The sequence below is a fragment of the Actinomadura sp. NPDC048394 genome (assembly GCF_040651755.1).
GTDB classification, from domain to species: Bacteria; Actinomycetota; Actinomycetes; order Streptosporangiales; family Streptosporangiaceae; genus Spirillospora; species Spirillospora montaniterrae.
The window spans coordinates 26,685-44,828 of sequence record NZ_JBEZJL010000090.1; the positions used below are offsets into that span (position 1 = coordinate 26,685).

The window sequence follows — 18,144 nt, forward strand, 5'->3', positions numbered from 1 at the left end:
GTGCGGGTCCGCGGTCTGGAAGGGTGGCGGCACGGCACGGTGACGTTCGGATCGGGGGGACCGGGATGTGGCCGCGAGTGAACGCTCCGGAGGAGCCGGCGCCGCCGGCCCCGGTCTGGAGCCCGCCGCCCGTCCGTCCCGCCGCGGGCTGGTACGCCGTTCCCGTCGCGCTGGTCGTGCTGGCGGCCGCGGGCCTGCTCACCGCGCTGGCGCTGACCCGGGACGACGCCGGCACCGCCGCCGGACCGGCCGTGACCGGCGACGCGGCGGCCGGGATCGGCGTGCGGCTCGCCGAGGGCCGCACCTACTTCCTCTATGTGCGGCGGGACGGCTCCGCGCCGTTCGGGTGCGCCGTCGAGGACGGCGGCGCCGGTCAGCGCGTCCGGCTGACCCGCAAGAACTCGTGGAGCGCCGCCGACCGCCCCGGCTACCGCTACACCGCCTCGATGACGGCACCGGTCACCGGGACGGCCGTGCTGACCTGCCGGGGCACCGACGGGCCGCTGCTGGTGGCGCCGGACGGCACCGCCGGCTTCTACCTCGGCCTGGCGTTCCTCGCCGCGCTCGCCGCCTGCGTCGCCGCCGCGGGCGGGTTCGTCCTCACGCTGACCCGCCGCAGCCGCGCCGACCAGCGGGCGCGGCTCGGCACCCCGGTCCGGCCCGGCCGGCGGGCGTGACGGACCGCGGGGGTGACGGACCGGCGGGCGTGACGGGCCGGCGGGCGTGACGGAGCGGCCGGGTCAGCAGGCGTAGCCGGCGTCGCGGGCGAGGTGGCGGCCGATCACCATCCGCTGGATCTGGTTGGCGCCCTCGAAGATCTGCATCACCTTCGCCTCCCGCATGTACCGTTCCACGGGATGGTCGCGGGTGTAGCCGTCGCCGCCGAGCACCTGCACCGCGTCCGCCGTCACCCGCATCGCCGCGTCGGTCGCGGCGAGCTTGGCGATGGACGCCTGCCGCGCGAACGGCAGCCCGCGGTCCTTGCGCCGGGCGGCCTCCAGGTACCCGGCGCGGGCCGTCTCCACGGCGGCGGCCATGTCGGCGAGCAGGAACGCGATCCCCTGGTTGGCGATGACCGGGCGGCCGAACTGGCCGCGCCCCGCCGCGTACCGGACGGCGTGGTCCAGCGCGCCCTGCGCGAGGCCTACGGCGCACGCGGCGATGCCGAGCCGCCCGGCGTCCAGCGCCGCCGCCGCGATCGGGTAGCCGCAGCCCTCGTCGGCGATCCGCCAGTCCTCGGGCACCCACGCGCCGTCGAAGTGCAGCCGCGCCGTCGTGGACGCGGTGAGCGCCATCTTCCGCTCCGGCGGCCCGAACTCCAGGCCGTCCATGCGGCCCTCCACGAGGAAGCAGGTCAGCCCGCCTGGCTCGCCGGACGCGCGGGCGAACAGCACGTAGAAGTCGGCCTCGCCGCCGTGCGTGATCCACGTCTTGGTGCCGGTGATGCGGTAGCCGTCGCCGTCCGGGACCGCGAGCGTGCTGAGACCCGCCGCGTCCGGCCCGGCGTGCTCCTCGGCGAGCGCGTACCCGCCGAGCAGGTCGCCCTCCAGCAGCTCGGGCAGCTGCTTGCGCTGCACGTCGGTGCCGCAGGCGTACAGCGGGAAGCACGACAGCGTGTGCACGCTGACGCCGACCGCGACCGACGCCCACACCGCCGCGATCTCCTCCAGCACCTGGAGGTACACCTCGTACGGCTGTCCGCCGCCGCCGAGGTCGGGCGGGTAGGGCAGGCCGAGCAGCCCGGCGCGGCCCAGCATCCGGAAGATCTCGCGCGGGAACGTCCCGGCCTCCTCGGCGGGCGCGGCGCGCGGAGCCAGCTCGCGGCGGGCGATGTCGCGGGCGAGCGCGACCACGTCCGCCGCCTCGGGCGAGGGGAGCATGCGATCTGCGGGCATGCCCACATCATGGCTGATCAGAGCCCTTGTCGCGGGCGGAGCGGAAATGGTCTCCGCTTTGTTCGGTTTGGTTCCGGGAACAAAAACGCCCGAGCGTGGTAAACCTTCCGCGCCCGCGTTCGTCTCTGCTCCGTGATCCACCAGCAGACGACAGGGGCCGTCACGGTGCCGCTCGCGCGACCCGGCGACGGGTACGAGGAACTGTTCACCGCCCATTTCTGGGGACTGGTCAGGCTCGCGACCCTCCTCGGCGCCGACGACGCCGAGGACGTGGTCCAGGACGCGTTCGTCCGGCTGCACCGCAGGCGCCGCGCCCTGCGCGACCAGAACGCCGCGCTCGCCTACCTGCGCTCGACCGTGTGCAACGCGTCCCGCAGCCGGCTGCGGCACCTGCGGATGGCGCGGCGCAGGCACGCGCAGCTCGCGGCGCCGCAGGACGCCGGGTCCGCCGAGCACGAGGTCGTGCGGGACGAGGACGTCCGCGCGCTGCTCGCCGCGGTCGCGGACCTGCCCGGCCGGCAGCGCGAGGTGCTGGTGCTGCGCTACTGGCTCGACCTGAGCGAGCGCGAGACCGCCGCGACCCTGGGCATCGCCCCGGGCACGGTGAAGGCCCACGCCTCCCGCGCCATCGCGGCGCTCGGCAGGCGCCTGAAGGACGAGGAGGCGACATGAACGACATCGAGGAAAAGCTGAGGGACGCGTTCGGCGCGCGGGCGGAGACCGTCCGGCCGCATCCGGGAGCCCACGCGGAGAACGCCCGCCGGCTCCGCCGGTCGCGGACCCGGCGGCGGACGGTCGCGCTGGCGGCGGTGCTGGGGACCGCCGCCGCGGTGGCGGTCCCGGTGGCCCTGACCGGCGTCCACGGCGGAGACGGCGGAGACGGCCGGCACGCGGCGGCGGGCGTCCGCTCGCCGGGGAACCTGGTGGACCCCTCGACCATCGTCACGATCCCCGCGGCCCTTCCGGGCGGCGCGAGGTTCACCCCGGACGCGCTCGGCGCCGACGGCACGGTCGTCGGCCGCACCGCCGACGGCCGCGTCTACACCGCCGGGCCGAAGGGCGGCCGGCCGAAGCCCCTCGGCGTCCGCGCCGAGGGCGGCCTGGCGGCCGGGAACGGCTTCGTCACCTGGATCGCGCCGGGCTCCTGGAAGCTGAGCTGCCGCACGACCGGCGGCCGCACCGGCGTCATCGGCCCGCAGGGTGCCACGCCCGCCGATCCCGTCCTCACCGGCGGTGGCGCGGTCATCGGCGACGACCCGATGAACCAGCCGTTCGTCGCGACCGGCTGCGGCGACACCGGCCGCACCGTCGACAACCACGGCAAGGGCGTGCTGGGCTCGGCACTGGCGTTCGCGTACCCGACGCTGTTCGTCGCGGACACCTCGAACGACGACGTCGTCCGCGAGATCGACGTCCGGACCGACGCGATCGTCCGGGAGCATCCGCTGCCACCCGGCGTCCGGCCGCTGAAGCTCACCGGGAAGCCCGACAAGGGCGGCGCGCGCCGGGCCGTCCCCGGCACCGGGCCCGACCAGAAGTGGCAGGCGGCGGCCAACGCGGACTACTTCGCCTCGCTCGTGGACGGGACGCTCCGGATCGTCGCCCGCGACGGCTGGAAGTCCCTCAGCCCCCTCGACGTGGGGAGGGCGCGGCGCGGCACGAAGGCGGACGGCGGCACGCGGCTCACCGCGGGCGACCGCCTGATCGCCTACACGAGCGCGGGCGCCTCCAGCGTGATCGACACGAGGACACTGGAGAGCCGACGCGAGCACCCGGCCGGCATCCGCTGGACGGTCGTGCAGGGACCGGTGTTCGCGGCGGGCGGCTGGCTGCTGTGGCGCGACGGCGCCGCCTACCGGCTGGGACGCGTCCGGTGACCGCGGCCCCGGCGGCGGGCGCCGCGAGCGGCCCCTCCGAGGCCGACGCGTTCCTCGCGCGCCTCGTCGCGCGCGGCGGTCAGGCGGTGAGTTCCTTCTCCAGCGGGGTGCGGAACCTCGGGATCGCGCGGACGTCGCCGTACCAGGCGCCGATCCGCTCGGCCTCCCGCGCGACGGCCGCCTCCGCGTCCGCGCCGGCGTCCTCCAGCAGCCGCACCGCGATCTCGCCGTCCTTGCGCTGCGCCCACCCGCCGATGATCCGCCCGTCCCACCAGACGGACGGGCCGATGTTGCCGCTGCGGTCGAACAGCAGCGGGCCGTGGCCGCCGAGGAACCAGCTCCGCTCCTGCCAGCCCATCGGGGTCGCGTCGAGCGCGGGCAGCAGCGCCGCCGACGGCTCCGCCGGGGGATCGGGCTCCAGGTCGTCGGCGAGGACGATCCCGGTCGCGCCGCCGAGGTCGACCTCCACGGTGTCGAGGAGGGCGAGGGCCTTGCCGACCTCCCCGGCCGTCCAGCCCGTCCACCACTTGAGGTCGGCGACGGGGGCGGGGCCGAACGCGCGCAGCCACCGCCGCACGACCTCGGCGCGCGCCTCGTCCGCCGGGACGGCCGCGATGCCGCCGGGCAGCCACGTCTCGATCGGCGCCCACCGGTACTGGCTGCTCGTCCAGCCGCCGTTCGGGCGGCCCCGCACGATCAGCCCCTCGCAGCCGAGCGTCACCAGCACCCACGTCGTCACGCCCGTCGGCCGCGAGTACGGCTTGCCGGGCGCGGGGTCGACCTGGGTGCGCAGCTCCGGCACGGCCGCGCTCAGCTGCGCGCCGGTGGCCTCGCCGCGCTCCAGCAGCGTCCGGTGCGTCGCGTCCTCGACCCGGCGGAACCAGGCCGGGACGTCCGGGATGTCGCTGCCGCGCTCGATCAGCGTCCCGTACCGGCGGCGCTGCTTGGCGGCGAGCGCCGTCGCGGTGGACGCCTGCAGCGCCGGGACGAGGTCGACCGGCGCGACGAACATCGTCCGGCGCATCGCCAGCATCCGCAGCAGCGTCCGGTCCTCGTAGAGGGCGCGCTCCACGTCGGCCGGCCCGGCCGTGTCGCTGCGGGCCGCGACGGACAGGAACACCGTGGCCGGGTCGGTGGCGTGCAGCACGACCAGCGACCGGGCGATCTCCGCGACGTCGCCGGTGCGGTCCGCCGCGGCCAGCCGGTGCCGCCGGACGAGCCGGGCCCGCCGCTCCGCCGTGCTGATCGAACGCATGAACGAATCATAGGGCCGCGCAGCGCCCGGCGCACCACGGAGCTGGATCTCCGGCCCGGCCCGTGCTGCACTGGGCGGATGACCGGTGACGAGGCGCCCAGCCTGGTCGTGTGCGCGGCGCTGCGGCTAGAGGCCCGCGCCGTCGCGCGCGGCCTCACCCGTGCGCCCGCCGTGGTCGTCGGCTACCGCGCGCGGCGCGCCGCCCGGCTGCCGGACTGCGCGGCCGTCGCCGTCGTCGGGTTCGGCGGCGCGCTCGACGACCGGCTCGCGCCCGGCGACGTCCTGGTGGCCGACGAGATCCGCGGCGGCGGCAAGCCCGTGCCCTGCCCCGGCGCGCGGACGCTGGCCGCCGCCCTCGCCGGCGACGGCCTGCGCGCCCACGTCGGGCCGCTCGTCACCGCGGACCGGATCGTCCGCGAGGGGGAGCGGCGGGTGTGGGGCGCGGACGGCTCCCGCGCGGTCGACATGGAGTCGGCGCACGTCGCCGCCGCGCTCCCCGACGGCGTCCCGGTCGCGGCTCTCCGCGTCGTTGTGGACGGCCCCGGGCACCCGCTGCTGCGTCCCGGCACCGTCACCCGCGGCCTCGCCGCCCGGCGCGTCCTCGCGCGCACCGGCCCCGCGCTGGAACGCTGGGCCGCCGCGCTCGCCTGAGCCGCGCTCGCCTATGCCGCCCGCGGGTCAGGAGTGGCTCATCCCGTGCATCTCGCCGGACAGGATGTGCCCGCCCAGGTCCTTGCGGAGCGACTGCAGGGTGGCGGGCGTGCTCACCGCCACCCAGCGCGTCCCGACCAGGTACGTCCCGCCCCACGGCTTCGCCTCGTTCAGCCACGACGTCATGTCCTGGTCGCTGTCGAAGCTGACCAGCACGTACTGGCCGCGCGAGTTGCGGCAGTTGCCCTGCTGCAGCTGCTGCGCCTTGCGGCGGCCGGCGAGGGTGCAGCCCGTCCGCGCGGCCAGCTCGTCGAGGTTCGCCGGCGCCGCGGCCCGGTCGGCGTCGCCGGACCCGCCGGACTTCCCGGCGGCGCTGCAGCCGGCCGCCAGCGGCAGCGCCAGCACGGCGGCGACCGCCAGCGCCAGGCCGGCGCGGGGAACCCCCGCTGCGCGTCCGAGGTGATGCGTGGAGCCCATGGCCCGTCCTCCCGGGGTGAGATGCGCGGTACGACGGGCGGTACGCGCGCCGGCCCGGAAGGGTTCAGCCGTGGCTCAGGCGGGGGCTCAGCCGGGGCTCAGCCGGGGCTCAGGCGGGGCTCAGGCGGCCAGGCGGGCGCCGGCCGCCGCCCGCACGCCGGGATCCTCCGCGTCGTCGTGGTGCAGCCGCTGCAGCCGGATGCGGGTCTCCTGGGTCAGCGGCGCGAACCGGGCGGCCTCCGTCCGGACGCCCTCCTGGCAGTCCCAGAGGCCCTCGATCGTGTACGCCTCGGCGGTGTGCGGGGCGGTACGGGTCAAAGCGGTCACAATCCGGGGTCTGAGGAAAGCGTAGGGTGATTCGGTCCAAGCGGTCTTCAACAGCGGGACGGCCTCGCCGGCGCGGAGCCTCCCGAGCCCCTCGATCGGGCCCGCGGCGCCCTGCCAGTCCTGCTTCTCCAGCGCCTCCCGCAACTCCTCCATCAGCAGTGGGACGTCCTGCCGGGTGCCGTATCTCGCCAGCATGCTGATCCCCATGAACGCGCACCCGCCGCGTTCCGCGGCCCACGCCCGCGCCCACGGCAGCGCCTCCGGCCCGTACTCCCGCAGCGCCCGGCACACCGCCCCGCCGAACCTGCTCGGCCGCTGCGGCAGCAGCTCCTCCGCCAGGTCCAGCAGCGCCGGCGTCCGCCGCCGCCCCAGCTCGAAGATCGCCGCGATGGCGCCGTCGTCGCGGCGCCGCGCCAGCTCCAGCAACTCCGCGTCGGTCCGCTCCGCCCCGCCCGGCACCGCGCCGACCGGCCGCCGCGGCCGCCCCGCCTCCCGCCGCCGCGCCAGCGCCTCCGCTATCCGCGGCTGCCGCACCGCCCAGCTCTCCAGCACCGGATTAGCACCGCCCGCCACCAGCAACCCAAGGTCACCGTCATCGCACCGCGCGGCCACCAGCTCGTCCAGCCCCTCCGCCAACCGCGGATCGCCCAGCTCCACCAGCTCGTCGAGCGCGTCGAACCAGTGCGCGCCCTCCTCGGCGTACCGGCGCAGCGGCACCGCCGCCTCCCGCCGGCTCAACCGCACCAGATGCCCCAGCACCTCGAGCGCCAGCCGCACCCGCCACTCGTCGCCGTCCGCATGGTCGGACGGGTCCGCGAGATGCTCCGCGACCGGCCACACCGGCAACTCGAGATCCACCATCAACCGGGCGTAGTACAGGCCTCTCGCCTCGCATTGCCGATCCCACCGCGGGTCCCTGCGGATGCAGTCATAGACGTACTCGCCCGCGCCGGGCCTGTCCGCCGCGCGCCGCGCGGCCCTCCCGAGCCCCCGCTGCAGCTGACCCCGCAGCGTGCCCGCCGATTCCAACACGACCTCGTTGCTCACCCCAGCAGAATGCGCACCAGACCAGATAACGGGCAAGTGCTTTAGCTGTGTTTTCCCAGCGGGGGTCACATGTCGCGTTGGGCCATCCAGGAGGCGTGGAGGTCGGCGTAGACGCCGGGCCGGGCGACCAGTTCGGCGTGCGGGCCGCGCTGGACGATGCGGCCCGCGTCGAAGACGATCACCTCGTCGGCGGCCTCGGCGGTGGACAGGCGGTGCGCGATGGAGATCGCGGTGCGGCCGCGGGTCACCCCGTCCAGGGCCCGCTGGATGCGGACCTCCGTGGCCGGGTCGACCGCGGACGTCGCCTCGTCCAGGACGAGCAGGTCCGGGTCGGCGATGTAGGCGCGGGCCAGCGCGACGAGCTGCCGCTCGCCCGCCGACAGGGACTCGCCGCGCTGCCCGACCGGGGTGGCGAGGCCCTGGGGGAGGCCGTCGAGCCAGTCGGCGAGGCCCAGTTCCGTCAGCGCGAGGACGAGGTCCTCGTCGGTGGCGTCCGGGCGGCCGTAGCGGACGTTGTCGGCGAGGGACGCGTCGAACAGGAACCCGTCCTGCGGCACCATGACGATCCGCTCGCGCAGCGAGGAGAACCGAACGCGGTCCAGCGGCACGCCGTCGACGAGGACGCGCCCCGACACCGGGTCCATGAGGCGGGTGAGGAGCTTGGCGAACGTCGTCTTGCCCGACCCGGTCTGCCCGACGATCGCGACGCGGCTGCGCGGCGCGATCGTCGCGTTCACGTCGTGCAGGACGGGCGGGCCGCCCGGGTAGGCGAACCCGACGGACTCGAACCGCACCTCGATCGGGCCGCGCGGCAGGGTCTCGCCGGCGTCGCCGGGGTCGGCGACGTCCGGGACGGTGTCGAGGACGCCGAGGACGCGGCGCCACCCGGCGATCGCGTTCTGCGCGTCGTTGAGGACCTCCGTCGCCGTCTGCATCGGGCTGACGAACAGGGTGACCAAGAACAGGAACGCCACCAGCTCACCGGCCGTGAGGTGGCCGCCGATGCCGAGCAGCGTCCCGACGACGACCACGCCGCCGGTCGCGATGGCCGCGACCAGCTCGCTGACCGGGAACGTCAGCGCGACCATCGCCTGCGCGCGCGTCTGGGTGCTGCGGAACGCGTCGACGGTCTCGTCGACGCGGCGCCCCGTGCGCTCCTCGGAGGCGTGCGCGCGGATGACCGCGGCGCCCACCACCGACTCGCTGACCGCGGCGAGCAGGTCGCCCATGCGCTCGCGGACCTGCATGTACCGGGCGGACACGATCCGCTGGAAGCGGCGCAGCGCGAACGCCAGCGGCAGGAACGCCGCCCACACCAGCAGCGCGAGCTGCCACGAGTAGACGAGCATCAGCACGCTCGCGACGAGCAGCTGCCCGATGGACACGATGAACATCAGCCCGCCGGACTGCATGAAGTTGCTGATCTGGTCGACGTCCGTCGTCACCCGCGACACCAGCGAGCCGCGCCGCTCGCCGCTCTGCGTCAGCATCGACAGGTCGTGGACGTGCCGGAACGCCTTGACGCGCAGTCCCGCGAGCCCGCCCTCGGACGTCTTGTACAGCCGGACGTTCATCGCGTACGCGCACAGCGCCGTCAGCAGCACCGCGACCGCGCACAGCAGCACGGCCGAGCGGATGAAGCCGATGTCGGGGCCGCCGGCGCGGTCCAGGCCCTTGTCCATGGTCTGCTGGACGGCGATCGGCACCACCACCCGGCCCGCTGTGGACAGCAGCGCCAGCACCAGCGTGCCCGCCAGCCCGGCCCGGAACTCGGGGCTGAGCCGCAGGCCGCGCCGCAGGGTGCTGAGGCCGCCCTCGGTGGCCGCCGCCTCGTCGATGACCGTCACGCCAGGGCCTCCTCGCCGCCGTCGAGCGCTTCCTGTTCCGCTTCCGCCCGCTCGTAGGCGTTGACGAGGTTGCGGTACCCCTCGGACGTCTCCAGCAGCTCCGCGTGGGAGCCGCGCCCGGTGACCCGGCCGTGGTCGAGGTACACGACCTCGTCGGCCAGGGCGATCGTGGCCTTGCGGTAGGCGACGACCACGACGGTCGCGCCCCCGCCGTCGTCGTCGCGCAGGGACTGGGCCTCCCGCAGGCTCTGCAGGATCCGCGCCTCGACCTGCGGGTCGACGCTGGACGTCGCGTCGTCCAGGACGAGCAGCCGGGGCCGCCGCACCAGCGCGCGCGCCAGCGCGAGCCGCTGCCGCTGCCCGCCGGACAGCGACGCGCCCCGCTCGCCGACCCTCGTGTCGAGCCCGTCGGCGAGGGCCGCGACGAACCCGTCGGCCTGCGCGAGCCGCAGCGCCTCCCAGACGCGCTCGTCGGGGACGTCCAGGCCGAGCGTCACGTTCCCGCGGACGGTGTCGTCGAACAGGAACGTCTGCTGCGGGACGAGCGCGGCGGTCTCCGCGACGCCGCCCCTGCGGACGTCCCGCAGGTCCACGCCGTCCAGCAGGACGGACCCGTCGGCCGGGTCGACCAGCCGGACCAGGAGCGAGGTGAGCGTGGACTTGCCGGACCCGGTCGGCCCGACCAGGGCGACGGTCCGGCCGGGGGACACGGTGAACGACACGTCGTGCAGGACCTCGCGGTCGCCGTCGGCGCCCTCGTAGGCGAACCGGACGTCGCGGACCTCCAGCGCGGCGGCCTTGTCCTCGCCGAGCGCCGCGTCGCCGAACGGCAGCGACCCCGTCGCGTCGAGGACGCCGCGGACCCGCTCCCAGCCGACGACGCTGCGCGGCACCTCCGCCAGCACCCAGCCGAGCGCGCGGATCGGCCACGACAGCAGCGTGAACAGGTAGGCGACGTGGACCAGGTCGCCGGCCGTCATCGCGCCGGACTCCAGCCGCACCGACCCGATCAGCAGGACGGCGAGCACGCCGAGGTTCGGCAGCGCCTCCAGCACCGGGTCGAACAGCCCGCGGATCCGGCCGACCGCGATGTTGGCGTCGCGCAGCTCGTGCGCCCGCTCCCGGAACCGCTCGGTCTCCGCCTCCTCGCGGCCGAGGGTCTTGACGACGAGGCCGCCCTCGAAGCTCTCGTGCGCGACCTCGCTGACCTCGGCGCGCAGCTGCTGCGCCCGGGTCGCGACCGGCGCGAGCCGGCGCTGGTACACGACGTTGATCAGCGCGATCGCCGGGAAGATCAGGAACCCGACGGCGGCGACCGCGACGTCGGTGACCAGGATCGACACGGCCGCGATCAGCAGCATGAACACCACGCCGACCGCCATCGGCAGCGGCGCGATCGGCGCCCACACCGCCTCGACGTCGGCGTTGGCGTTCGACAGCAGCTGCCCGGTCGGGTGCCGGTGGTGCCAGGCGAGCGGCAGCCGCAGGTACTGCCGGGTCACCGACCGGCGGTAGGCGGCCTGCATCCGGTACTGCATCAGGCCCGCGTAGAAGCGGCGGCCGGCGACGCCGAGCGCCTTCAGCAGCGCGACGCCGATGATCGCCGCCGCGGCGCCGGACAGCGCCCCGGCGGTGGTGCGCCCCTCCCGGAACGCGGGCAGGACGACGGTCTGGGTCGCCCAGCCGAGCACCTGGGCGGTCGCCACGGTCATCGCCGCGTACACCGCGCTGGCGACCACCGAGACGGTGAACACCCGCGGCTCGGCGCGGACGGCGACCCACAGCACCCGCAGTCCCTCGCGCAGGACATGGGGGGACACGCGTCTGGACGCAGGCGGCACGGTTACTCCTCGATCACGGCACGGCGACCCGCGGTGATGCCCCCTGCGTGTGGGGATGTGGGGGTTTCGCGGGCCTGACTAGTCCCTACCATGCCGCCCTGACGCTTATTCCCGACTCGCCCCGGGCGGCCTACGATCATCCAATGAGCACGCCCAGCGCCGTCGAAGGCGAGGACGACCCCGTCCGGCGGGAGCGCGGCCTGCTGGCCGGCGCCCTGGCCGAGGCGGGTCCCGACGCGCCCACCCGCTGCGGCGGATGGGACGCCCGCGACCTGGCCGCGCACCTGGTCGTCCGGGAGGGGCGCCCGGACGCCGCGCCCGGAATACTGCTGTCCCCGCTGGCCTTCTACACCGAGCGCGTCCGGCGCCGCACCGCGCGGGCCGTCCCGTTCGAGCGCCTGGTGGAACGGTTCCGGGAGGGTCCGCCGAAGTTCTCGCCGTACGCGGTTCCGGGCGTGGACAAAATCGCCAACGGTGTCGAGTTCTTTGTTCACCATGAGGACATCCGCCGGGCCGGGCCCGACTGGGAGCCCAGGGACCTGTCCGGTGAACTCGAGGAACTTCTCTGGCGACGGATAAAAATTGCCCGCTTTGTCCTAAGAAAAGTTCACGTCGAGGTAACGCTGGTCCGGCCCGACGGGCGCAGCGCCCGGGTCTCCGGCGGCGGCCGCGCGCGGGGCCGGAGCGGCCCCGGCGGCGGCTCCGGCCCCGTGCGGGTGCACGGGCCCGTCGGGGAGTTGGTCCTGTGGGCGCTCGGCCGTACCGACGTCGCGAAGGTCCGCCTCACGGGGCCCACGGACTCTGTCAAGACCCTGACCGAGACCGGTTGGAGTCTTTAACGGGCAGGTAACGGCAGGGTTCGCCGAGAGGAGAAACGCAGGCCTTCCCGCTCCTGCGTTTTACGCGGAACCGGTGATACGGTGGGGCGGTCGGTTGCAGTCGTGGTTCTCGATCGTTTGTCCAGACGCCCGCGGACTGATGGCAGCGGGCGTTTTGGCTTTTCCGGGACCGTACCGGGGGCGAGAGCGTTCCGCAGCGACCGCGCCGGGCCCGCGAGGTGTGGGCCCGTGTTTTGCCGCAAGGAGAAAGACATGCCCCAGCAGGGCACCGTGAAGTGGTTCAACGCCGAGAAGGGCTTCGGCTTCATCGCCGTGGACGGCGGCGGGCCGGACGTCTTCGTGCACTACTCGGCGATCCAGACCTCCGGGTACCGCACGCTGGACGAGAACCAGCGCGTCCAGTTCGAGGTGACGCAGGGTAACCGGGGTCCGCAGGCCGACCAGGTCGTCCCCCTGTAAGACCCGCAGTCGTACGTCTGGGCCCGGTCTCCCCCCGCCAGGGGAGGCGGGCCCTTTCGTGTCCGGCGCCGCCCCCGCGCGGGGGCCGTCGCGGGTACCGGGCGCCACCCGGCACAATGGACGTCATGTCCGTTCCCTCGTCCAACCTGGACCCCAAGATCGCCGAGCGGCTGAAGCGCGACGCGAACGGCCTGGTGCCCGCGATCGCCCAGCAGTACGACACCGGCGAGGTGCTCATGCTCGGCTGGATGGACGACGAGGCCCTGCACCGCACCCTCACCACCGGCCGCTGCACCTACTGGTCGCGCAGCCGGCGGGAGTACTGGGTGAAGGGCGAGACCTCCGGCCACCAGCAGTGGGTCAAGTCCGTCGCGCTCGACTGCGACGCCGACGCGATCCTGGTCAAGGTCGACCAGGTCGGCGCGGCCTGCCACACCGGCGACCGCACCTGCTGGGACGCCGACGTGCTCGACGCCGTGGTCGGGGAACGCCCTGACGCCCGCTCATGACCCCCGGGCGTGAGCGCGGCCTCACCGCGCTGCTGTGCGCCGCCGGCGCGGGCCTGGCCCTGCTCGCCGGCGGCCGCCCCTGGGCCACCGTCAAGGCCGAGGACGCCATCACCCCGTTCTCCGAGCACCTGACCGGCCACGACCTCGGCGGCACCGCGACCGCGCTCGCCTGGGCCGGGCTCGCCGGCCTCGCCGCCCTGTTCGCCACCCGCGGCCGCGTCCGGTCCGCCGTCGGCGTCCTCATCGCCCTGTTCGGCGCCGGCGTCGTCTACGCCTCCGCCGCCGCCGTCCAGCGCGCCCACGTGCTGTCGGCCGCCGGGGACAAGAGCGCCCTGCTGAAGATCGGCGCGCATCCCTCGCTCGCGGTGAACCTGTGGTGGATGGCGTCGGTGACCGGCGGCGTCCTGCTCGTCGCCGGCGGCCTGATCGCCGCCGTCCGCAGCGGCCGCTGGCCCGGCATGTCCGCCCGCTACGAACGGTCCGGCGCGCCGGCGTCCCGTCCCGCCGCGCGCACGCCCGCCGCCGCCCCCGCGGAGGACCCGTCCGCCCTGTGGAAGTCCCTCGACCGCGGCGAGGACCCGACGGCCCAGGACGCGGCCCAGGAGACTCCCGCCGACGCGGACGGGGAGCCGGACGGCTCGAGGGCCGGTGAGCGCGCCGCGCCCCGGAACGGCCGGCCGTGACCGCCGACGGCCTCGTCCTGGTCGCCGAGCACGATCCCGCCGTCGCCGAACTCCAGCGCCGCTACCTGGCCCGCGAGGGCTACGACGTGCGGATCGAGACCGACCCCGGCCGCGCGCCCGCCGCCGCCGAGCGCGCCCGCCCCGACGTCGTCGTCCTCGACCTGTCCACCAGCGCGCTGCCCGCCGACCTGTACCGCCGCGTCGCCGAGGCGGCCCGACCCGCGCCCGTCGTCGCCGTCACCGGCCCCCTCGACCCGGCACTCGCCCGCCATCTCGGCGAGCACCGCGTGGACCGCCCGTTCGGGCCCCGCGTGCTGGTCGCCGCCGTCGCCGACGCCCTGCGCCGCCGCGGCCCCCTGCCGGTCCCCGGCCCGCTGCGCGCCGGGCCCGTCGCCCTCGACCCGGACCGCCGCACCGCCGCCGTCGGCGAGCACCGCGTCGCGCTCACCGTCACCGAGTTCGACCTCCTTGAGTTCCTCATGGCCAACCCCGGCCGCGTCTTCACCCGCGAGCAGCTCCTCGACGCCGCCTGGGGTCCCGGCGCCGGCGCGGGCAGCCGCACCGTCGACGTCCACGTCGCCCAGCTCCGCGCCAAGCTCGGCCACGACAACCCCATCCGCACCGTCCGCGGCGTCGGATACGTGTTGGATGCATAGCCCTCGGCATCGGGCGCTGGGGCGCCCTGGCTGAGGTTCAAGCTCCTTGGGTGCGCCTAGGGTGGGTGGGATGAGCCGTGCAGCCGTGCCAATGCCTCCGCAGACGACGAGCCGTGCGGTGCGGAAGGGGCCGCTGCGGGCGCTGATGCCGCACGGGATCGTCCTGGGCGGTGCCGCGGCGGCGACGGTGCTGGTCGCGGTCGTCGACCCGAACCAGCCCGGCCACTACCCGACCTGCCCCTTCCTCGCCATGACCGGCTACTACTGCCCCGGCTGCGGCGCGATGCGGCTGGTCAACGCCCTCGCGCACGGGCACGTGGGCACCGCGTTCGGGTTCAACCCGCTGCTGTTCCTGCTGCTGCCCGTCTTCGGCTACCTGTACGTCCGCTGGACGGTGCTGAGCCTCAAGGGGCGGCCGATGTGGTCGGCGCTGTTCCGGCCGGTCGCGGTGTACGGCTTCGTCGGGGTCGTGGCCGTGTACTGGGTCGTGCGGAACCTGCCGTTCGCGCACGCCCTGGCGCCCTGACCCGCGGACGGCCCCGCCGGCCGCCCGGACCGCCGCGCCCCGCGGACGTCCCGGACCCCTCCCGGGTGCGAGGACCGTCGGCGGGGGCGGCTACGATCGGTGCACGGATCGACCTGAAATAGGGGGCCTACCACTTGAGCGTCTTGGACGAGATCATCGACGGCGTCCGGGCCGATCTCGCCGAACGGCAGCGGGAGGTGCCGCTCGGCGCGCTGAAGGAGAAGGCCGCCGCCGCCCCGGCCCCCCGCGACGCGCTCGCCGCGCTGCGCGGGCCCGGCGTCTCGGTCATCGCCGAGGTCAAGCGCAGCAGCCCGTCCAAGGGCGCGCTCGCCGCGATCGCCGACCCCGCCGCCCTCGCCCGCGACTACGAGGCCGGCGGCGCCAAGGTGATCAGCGTGCTGACCGAGCGGCGCCGCTTCGGCGGCAGCCTGCAGGACCTCGCGGACGTCCGCGCCAACGTCGACGTCTCCGTCCTGCGCAAGGACTTCATCGTCACCTCCTACCAGCTGTGGGAGGCGCGCGCGTACGGCGCCGACATGGCGCTGCTGATCGTCGCCGCGCTGGAGCAGGACGCGCTGGTCTCGCTGGTCGAGCGGGCCGAGTCGATCGGGCTGCTCCCGCTCGTCGAGGTGCACACCGAGGAGGAGGCCGCCCGCGCGGTGGACGCGGGCGCCAAGGTCATCGGCGTGAACGCGCGCGACCTGCGCACCCTGAAGGTCGACCGGGGCGTGTTCGCCCGGGTCGCGCCCGCGATCCCCAAGCCCGTCGTGAAGATCGCCGAGTCCGGCGTGCGCGGCCCGCACGACCTGCTCGCCTACGCCTCCAGCGGCGCCGACGCCGTGCTGGTGGGGGAGAGCCTGGTGATCGGCCGCGACCCGCGGACCGCGGTCGCCGACCTGGTCGCCGCCGGAGCGCACCCGGCGCTGCGGCAGAGCGGCTGACCGGCGCCGGCGGGGACTCGGTAGGCTACGGTCATGCCCGCAGAGCCGCTCCACGAGCGATGGCGGGGCCTCAGCGCATCCCTCTGATGACCGACAGGCCCCTTACGCATTGACAGGACGCGTTTTCCCATGACCATCGACAGTGCGGCGCGCGCTGCCGCCGTCCCCGACGCCACCGGCCACTTCGGCCGCTTCGGCGGCCGGTTCGCCCCCGAGGCGCTGATGGCGGCCCTGGACGAGCTCACCCGCGAGTTCGAGACCGCCAAGAAGGACCCGGCCTTCACCGCCGAGCTCGACGACCTGCTCGCGAACTACGCGGGCCGGCCGAGCCTGCTGACCGAGGCGAAGCGGTTCGGCGAGCACGCGGGCGGCGCCCGGGTGCTGCTGAAGCGCGAGGACCTCAACCACACCGGCTCCCACAAGATCAACAATGTGCTCGGGCAGGCGCTGCTCACCAAGCGGATGGGCAAGACCCGGGTGATCGCCGAGACCGGCGCCGGCCAGCACGGCGTCGCCACGGCCACCGCCGCGGCGCTGCTCGGCCTCGACTGCACCGTCTACATGGGCGAGGTCGACACCGAGCGGCAGGCCCTCAACGTCGCCCGGATGCGGATGCTCGGCGCCGAGGTCGTCCCCGTGCGGACCGGCAGCCGCACCCTCAAGGACGCCTGCAACGAGGCGTTCCGCGACTGGGTCGCCAGCGTCGGGAACACCCACTACTGCATCGGCTCGGTGATGGGCCCGCACCCGTTCCCGATGATGGTCCGCGACTTCCAGCGGATCATCGGCGTGGAGGCGCGGCGGCAGTGCCTCGAGCTGACCGGCGCCCTGCCGGACGCCGTCGTCGCCTGCGTCGGCGGCGGCTCCAACGCCATCGGCATGTTCCACGCCTTCGTGCCGGACGAGTCCGTCCGGCTGTACGGGTTCGAGGCGGGCGGCGACGGCGTCGCGTCCGGCAAGCACGCCGCGACCCTCGTCGGCGGCTCGCTCGGCGTCATCCACGGCATGCGCACCTACCTGCTGCAGGACGACGACGGCCAGACCATGGAGACCCACTCGATCTCCGCGGGCCTCGACTACCCCGGAGTCGGCCCCGAGCACTCCTGGCTGCACGACTCCGGCCGCGCCGAGTACCGCGAGATCACCGATGCCGAGGCGATGGAGGCGTTCTCGCTGCTGTGCCGCACCGAGGGCATCATCCCGGCGATCGAGTCCGCGCACGCCCTCGCCGGCGCGCTCAAGGTCGGCAAGGAACTGGGCCCGGACGCCACGATCGCGGTGTGCCTGTCCGGCCGCGGCGACAAGGACATGCACACGGCCGCGTCCTTCTTCGGCCTGATGCCCGAAGGAGACCCGCAGTGACCGCCAAGGACGCCTACGACAAGGCCAAGGCCGAGAACCGCGCCGCGCTCGTCGGCTACCTGCCGGCCGGGTTCCCGACCGTCGACGGCGCGATCGAGGCCGCCAAGACCATGGTCGACGCCGGCTGCGACGTCATCGAGATCGGGCTGCCCTACACCGACCCGATGATGGACGGCCCCGTCATCCAGGACGCCGTGCACCGGGCCCTCGTCGGGGGCGTCCGCGTCGCCGACGTGTTCCGCACCGTCGAGGCGATCGCCGCCACCGGAGCCCCGACGCTGGTGATGACGTACTGGAACCCCGTCGACCGGCACGGCGTCGGCGCGTTCGCGCGCGACCTCGCCAACGCCGGCGGCGCCGGGCTGATCACCCCCGACCTCACGCCCGAGGAGGGCGGCGCGTGGATCGAGGCGGCCGACGAGCACGGTCTCGACCGGGTGTTCCTCGTCGCGCTCAGCTCCACCGACGAGCGCATCGAGACGATCACCCGCGCGTCCCGCGGGTTCGTCTACGCCGCGTCGCTGATGGGCGTCACCGGCGCCCGCAACGCCGTCGACACCGGCGCGCCGCGGCTCGTCGAGCGCACCCGGGAGACCATCGGGCGGTCCGGCCGGGACCTGCCGATCGGGCTCGGGCTCGGGGTGGGCAACGGCGCCCAGGCCGCCGAGGTCGCCGGCTTCGCCGACGGCGTGATCGTCGGCTCGGCGTTCGTCCGGCGGCTGCTGGACGCCCCGGACCTCGCCGCCGGCCTCGCCGGCGTCCGCGCCCTCACCGGGGAACTGGCCGAGGGCGTCCGCAAGGGCCGCTGACCCCGCCCCCCGCACGGCCGGCGCCGCCCGCGCCGGCCGGGCCGGAAAGCGATCACCGAACGTCCGCGGAAACGGGCCCGTCCCGTGTCCGCGGCCGGGATTACGCGATCCGGGGACGCGCCCGCGCCCCCCGCCGGGGCAAG

The 18,144-nt window shown here is 75.2% G+C and carries 19 protein-coding genes; 13 read left to right on the forward strand and 6 right to left on the reverse strand.

Annotated elements, in window-relative coordinates; all coding sequences use genetic code 11:
* Nucleotides 1-77 precede the first annotated feature (77 nt).
* On the forward strand, nucleotides 78-677 hold the full coding sequence (locus tag AB0C78_RS42955) for a hypothetical protein (RefSeq protein ID WP_360759834.1): 600 nt from the start codon (nucleotides 78-80) through the stop codon (nucleotides 675-677).
* A gap of 63 nt (nucleotides 678-740) precedes the next feature.
* On the opposite strand, the gene AB0C78_RS42960 is transcribed toward AB0C78_RS42955, so the two are convergent.
* The gene (locus AB0C78_RS42960) at nucleotides 741-1,895 is read right to left on the reverse strand and encodes an acyl-CoA dehydrogenase family protein (protein ID WP_360759837.1); all 1,155 of its coding nucleotides are present in this window, start codon (nucleotides 1,893-1,895) and stop codon (nucleotides 741-743) included.
* A gap of 132 nt (nucleotides 1,896-2,027) precedes the next feature.
* On the opposite strand from AB0C78_RS42960, the gene AB0C78_RS42965 reads away from it, so the two are divergent.
* Together AB0C78_RS42965 and AB0C78_RS42970 are read left to right on the forward strand one after the other, a co-directional pair.
* Nucleotides 2,028-2,567, forward strand: coding sequence for a sigma-70 family RNA polymerase sigma factor (locus AB0C78_RS42965; RefSeq protein ID WP_360759840.1), 540 nt, complete (start codon nucleotides 2,028-2,030; stop codon nucleotides 2,565-2,567).
* Nucleotides 2,564-3,772, forward strand: a complete 1,209-nt coding sequence (locus AB0C78_RS42970) for a hypothetical protein (RefSeq protein ID WP_360759842.1) — start codon at nucleotides 2,564-2,566, stop codon at nucleotides 3,770-3,772. The genes AB0C78_RS42965 and AB0C78_RS42970 overlap by 4 nt, the downstream gene beginning before the upstream one ends.
* Nucleotides 3,773-3,851: 79 nt before the next feature.
* Here the strand turns inward: AB0C78_RS42970 and AB0C78_RS42975 are convergent, their stop codons facing one another.
* On the reverse strand, nucleotides 3,852-5,027 hold the full coding sequence (locus tag AB0C78_RS42975) for a winged helix DNA-binding domain-containing protein (protein WP_151547300.1): 1,176 nt from the start codon (nucleotides 5,025-5,027) through the stop codon (nucleotides 3,852-3,854).
* A gap of 78 nt (nucleotides 5,028-5,105) precedes the next feature.
* Between AB0C78_RS42975 and AB0C78_RS42980 the strand changes: the two genes are divergently transcribed.
* Entirely contained in the window at nucleotides 5,106-5,678 is a 573-nt protein-coding gene (locus tag AB0C78_RS42980) for a hypothetical protein (RefSeq protein ID WP_360759845.1), read from the forward strand.
* 27 nt (nucleotides 5,679-5,705) lie between these two features.
* Here the strand turns inward: AB0C78_RS42980 and AB0C78_RS42985 are convergent, their stop codons facing one another.
* The 4 genes from AB0C78_RS42985 to AB0C78_RS43000 all read right to left on the reverse strand — a co-directional run bounded on the left by AB0C78_RS42985 (nucleotide 5,706) and on the right by AB0C78_RS43000 (nucleotide 11,196).
* Nucleotides 5,706-6,155, reverse strand: a complete 450-nt coding sequence (locus AB0C78_RS42985; protein ID WP_360759848.1) for a hypothetical protein — start codon at nucleotides 6,153-6,155, stop codon at nucleotides 5,706-5,708.
* Nucleotides 6,156-6,275: 120 nt separating this feature from the next.
* Nucleotides 6,276-7,343: a hypothetical protein gene (locus tag AB0C78_RS42990; RefSeq protein WP_360759851.1), complete on the reverse strand. Its 1,068-nt coding sequence runs from the start codon at nucleotides 7,341-7,343 to the stop codon at nucleotides 6,276-6,278.
* Between the two features lie 251 nt (nucleotides 7,344-7,594).
* Nucleotides 7,595-9,376 (reverse strand): ABC transporter ATP-binding protein, encoded by a 1,782-nt coding sequence (locus AB0C78_RS42995; protein ID WP_360759854.1) that lies wholly within the window; start codon nucleotides 9,374-9,376, stop codon nucleotides 7,595-7,597.
* Nucleotides 9,373-11,196 (reverse strand): ABC transporter ATP-binding protein, encoded by a 1,824-nt coding sequence (locus AB0C78_RS43000; RefSeq protein WP_360759857.1) that lies wholly within the window; start codon nucleotides 11,194-11,196, stop codon nucleotides 9,373-9,375. The genes AB0C78_RS42995 and AB0C78_RS43000 overlap by 4 nt, the downstream gene beginning before the upstream one ends.
* A 164-nt stretch (nucleotides 11,197-11,360) precedes the next feature.
* Between AB0C78_RS43000 and AB0C78_RS43005 the strand changes: the two genes are divergently transcribed.
* The 9 genes from AB0C78_RS43005 (at nucleotide 11,361) to trpA (ending at nucleotide 18,001) form a co-directional block, all read left to right on the forward strand.
* Nucleotides 11,361-12,056, forward strand: coding sequence for a TIGR03085 family metal-binding protein (locus AB0C78_RS43005; protein ID WP_360759860.1), 696 nt, complete (start codon nucleotides 11,361-11,363; stop codon nucleotides 12,054-12,056).
* Nucleotides 12,057-12,308: 252 nt separating this feature from the next.
* Nucleotides 12,309-12,515 (forward strand): cold-shock protein, encoded by a 207-nt coding sequence (locus tag AB0C78_RS43010; protein ID WP_026405868.1) that lies wholly within the window; start codon nucleotides 12,309-12,311, stop codon nucleotides 12,513-12,515.
* Between the two features lie 125 nt (nucleotides 12,516-12,640).
* Entirely contained in the window at nucleotides 12,641-13,024 is a 384-nt protein-coding gene (gene hisI / locus AB0C78_RS43015) for a phosphoribosyl-AMP cyclohydrolase (RefSeq protein WP_190862352.1), read from the forward strand.
* On the forward strand, nucleotides 13,021-13,707 hold the full coding sequence (locus tag AB0C78_RS43020) for a Trp biosynthesis-associated membrane protein (protein WP_360759865.1): 687 nt from the start codon (nucleotides 13,021-13,023) through the stop codon (nucleotides 13,705-13,707). Before hisI ends, AB0C78_RS43020 begins: the two co-directional genes overlap by 4 nt.
* Nucleotides 13,704-14,363, forward strand: coding sequence for a response regulator transcription factor (locus AB0C78_RS43025; protein WP_151545185.1), 660 nt, complete (start codon nucleotides 13,704-13,706; stop codon nucleotides 14,361-14,363). The genes AB0C78_RS43020 and AB0C78_RS43025 overlap by 4 nt, the downstream gene beginning before the upstream one ends.
* A gap of 118 nt (nucleotides 14,364-14,481) precedes the next feature.
* Nucleotides 14,482-14,889 carry a DUF2752 domain-containing protein gene (locus AB0C78_RS43030; RefSeq protein WP_360759869.1) on the forward strand — a complete coding sequence of 136 codons (408 nt, stop codon included), beginning with the start codon at nucleotides 14,482-14,484 and terminating at the stop codon, nucleotides 14,887-14,889.
* A 134-nt stretch (nucleotides 14,890-15,023) separates the two neighbouring features.
* Nucleotides 15,024-15,830, forward strand: a complete 807-nt coding sequence (gene trpC, locus AB0C78_RS43035) for an indole-3-glycerol phosphate synthase TrpC (RefSeq protein WP_360759871.1) — start codon at nucleotides 15,024-15,026, stop codon at nucleotides 15,828-15,830.
* Nucleotides 15,831-15,959: 129 nt separating this feature from the next.
* Entirely contained in the window at nucleotides 15,960-17,192 is a 1,233-nt protein-coding gene (gene trpB / locus AB0C78_RS43040) for a tryptophan synthase subunit beta (RefSeq protein ID WP_360759874.1), read from the forward strand.
* On the forward strand, nucleotides 17,189-18,001 hold the full coding sequence (trpA, locus tag AB0C78_RS43045) for a tryptophan synthase subunit alpha (RefSeq protein ID WP_360759877.1): 813 nt from the start codon (nucleotides 17,189-17,191) through the stop codon (nucleotides 17,999-18,001). Before trpB ends, trpA begins: the two co-directional genes overlap by 4 nt.
* The last annotated feature ends 143 nt before the right edge of the window (nucleotides 18,002-18,144 follow it).

Bases quoted from the DNA above. Each gene is read 5' to 3' on its own strand.
- AB0C78_RS42960 (WP_360759837.1), bottom strand. From the start codon at position 1,895: ATGCCCGCAGATCGCATGCTCCCCTCGCCCGAGGCGGCGGACGTGGTC.
- AB0C78_RS42970 (WP_360759842.1), top strand. From the start codon at position 2,564: ATGAACGACATCGAGGAAAAGCTGAGGGACGCGTTCGGCGCGCGGGCG.
- AB0C78_RS42975 (WP_151547300.1), bottom strand. From the start codon at position 5,027: ATGCGTTCGATCAGCACGGCGGAGCGGCGGGCCCGGCTCGTCCGGCGG.
- AB0C78_RS42980 (WP_360759845.1), top strand. From the start codon at position 5,106: ATGACCGGTGACGAGGCGCCCAGCCTGGTCGTGTGCGCGGCGCTGCGG.
- AB0C78_RS42985 (WP_360759848.1), bottom strand. From the start codon at position 6,155: ATGGGCTCCACGCATCACCTCGGACGCGCAGCGGGGGTTCCCCGCGCC.
- AB0C78_RS42990 (WP_360759851.1), bottom strand. From the start codon at position 7,343: ATGGTGGATCTCGAGTTGCCGGTGTGGCCGGTCGCGGAGCATCTCGCG.
- AB0C78_RS43005 (WP_360759860.1), top strand. From the start codon at position 11,361: ATGAGCACGCCCAGCGCCGTCGAAGGCGAGGACGACCCCGTCCGGCGG.
- AB0C78_RS43010 (WP_026405868.1), top strand. From the start codon at position 12,309: ATGCCCCAGCAGGGCACCGTGAAGTGGTTCAACGCCGAGAAGGGCTTC.
- hisI (WP_190862352.1), top strand. From the start codon at position 12,641: ATGTCCGTTCCCTCGTCCAACCTGGACCCCAAGATCGCCGAGCGGCTG.
- AB0C78_RS43020 (WP_360759865.1), top strand. From the start codon at position 13,021: ATGACCCCCGGGCGTGAGCGCGGCCTCACCGCGCTGCTGTGCGCCGCC.
- trpB (WP_360759874.1), top strand. From the start codon at position 15,960: ATGACCATCGACAGTGCGGCGCGCGCTGCCGCCGTCCCCGACGCCACC.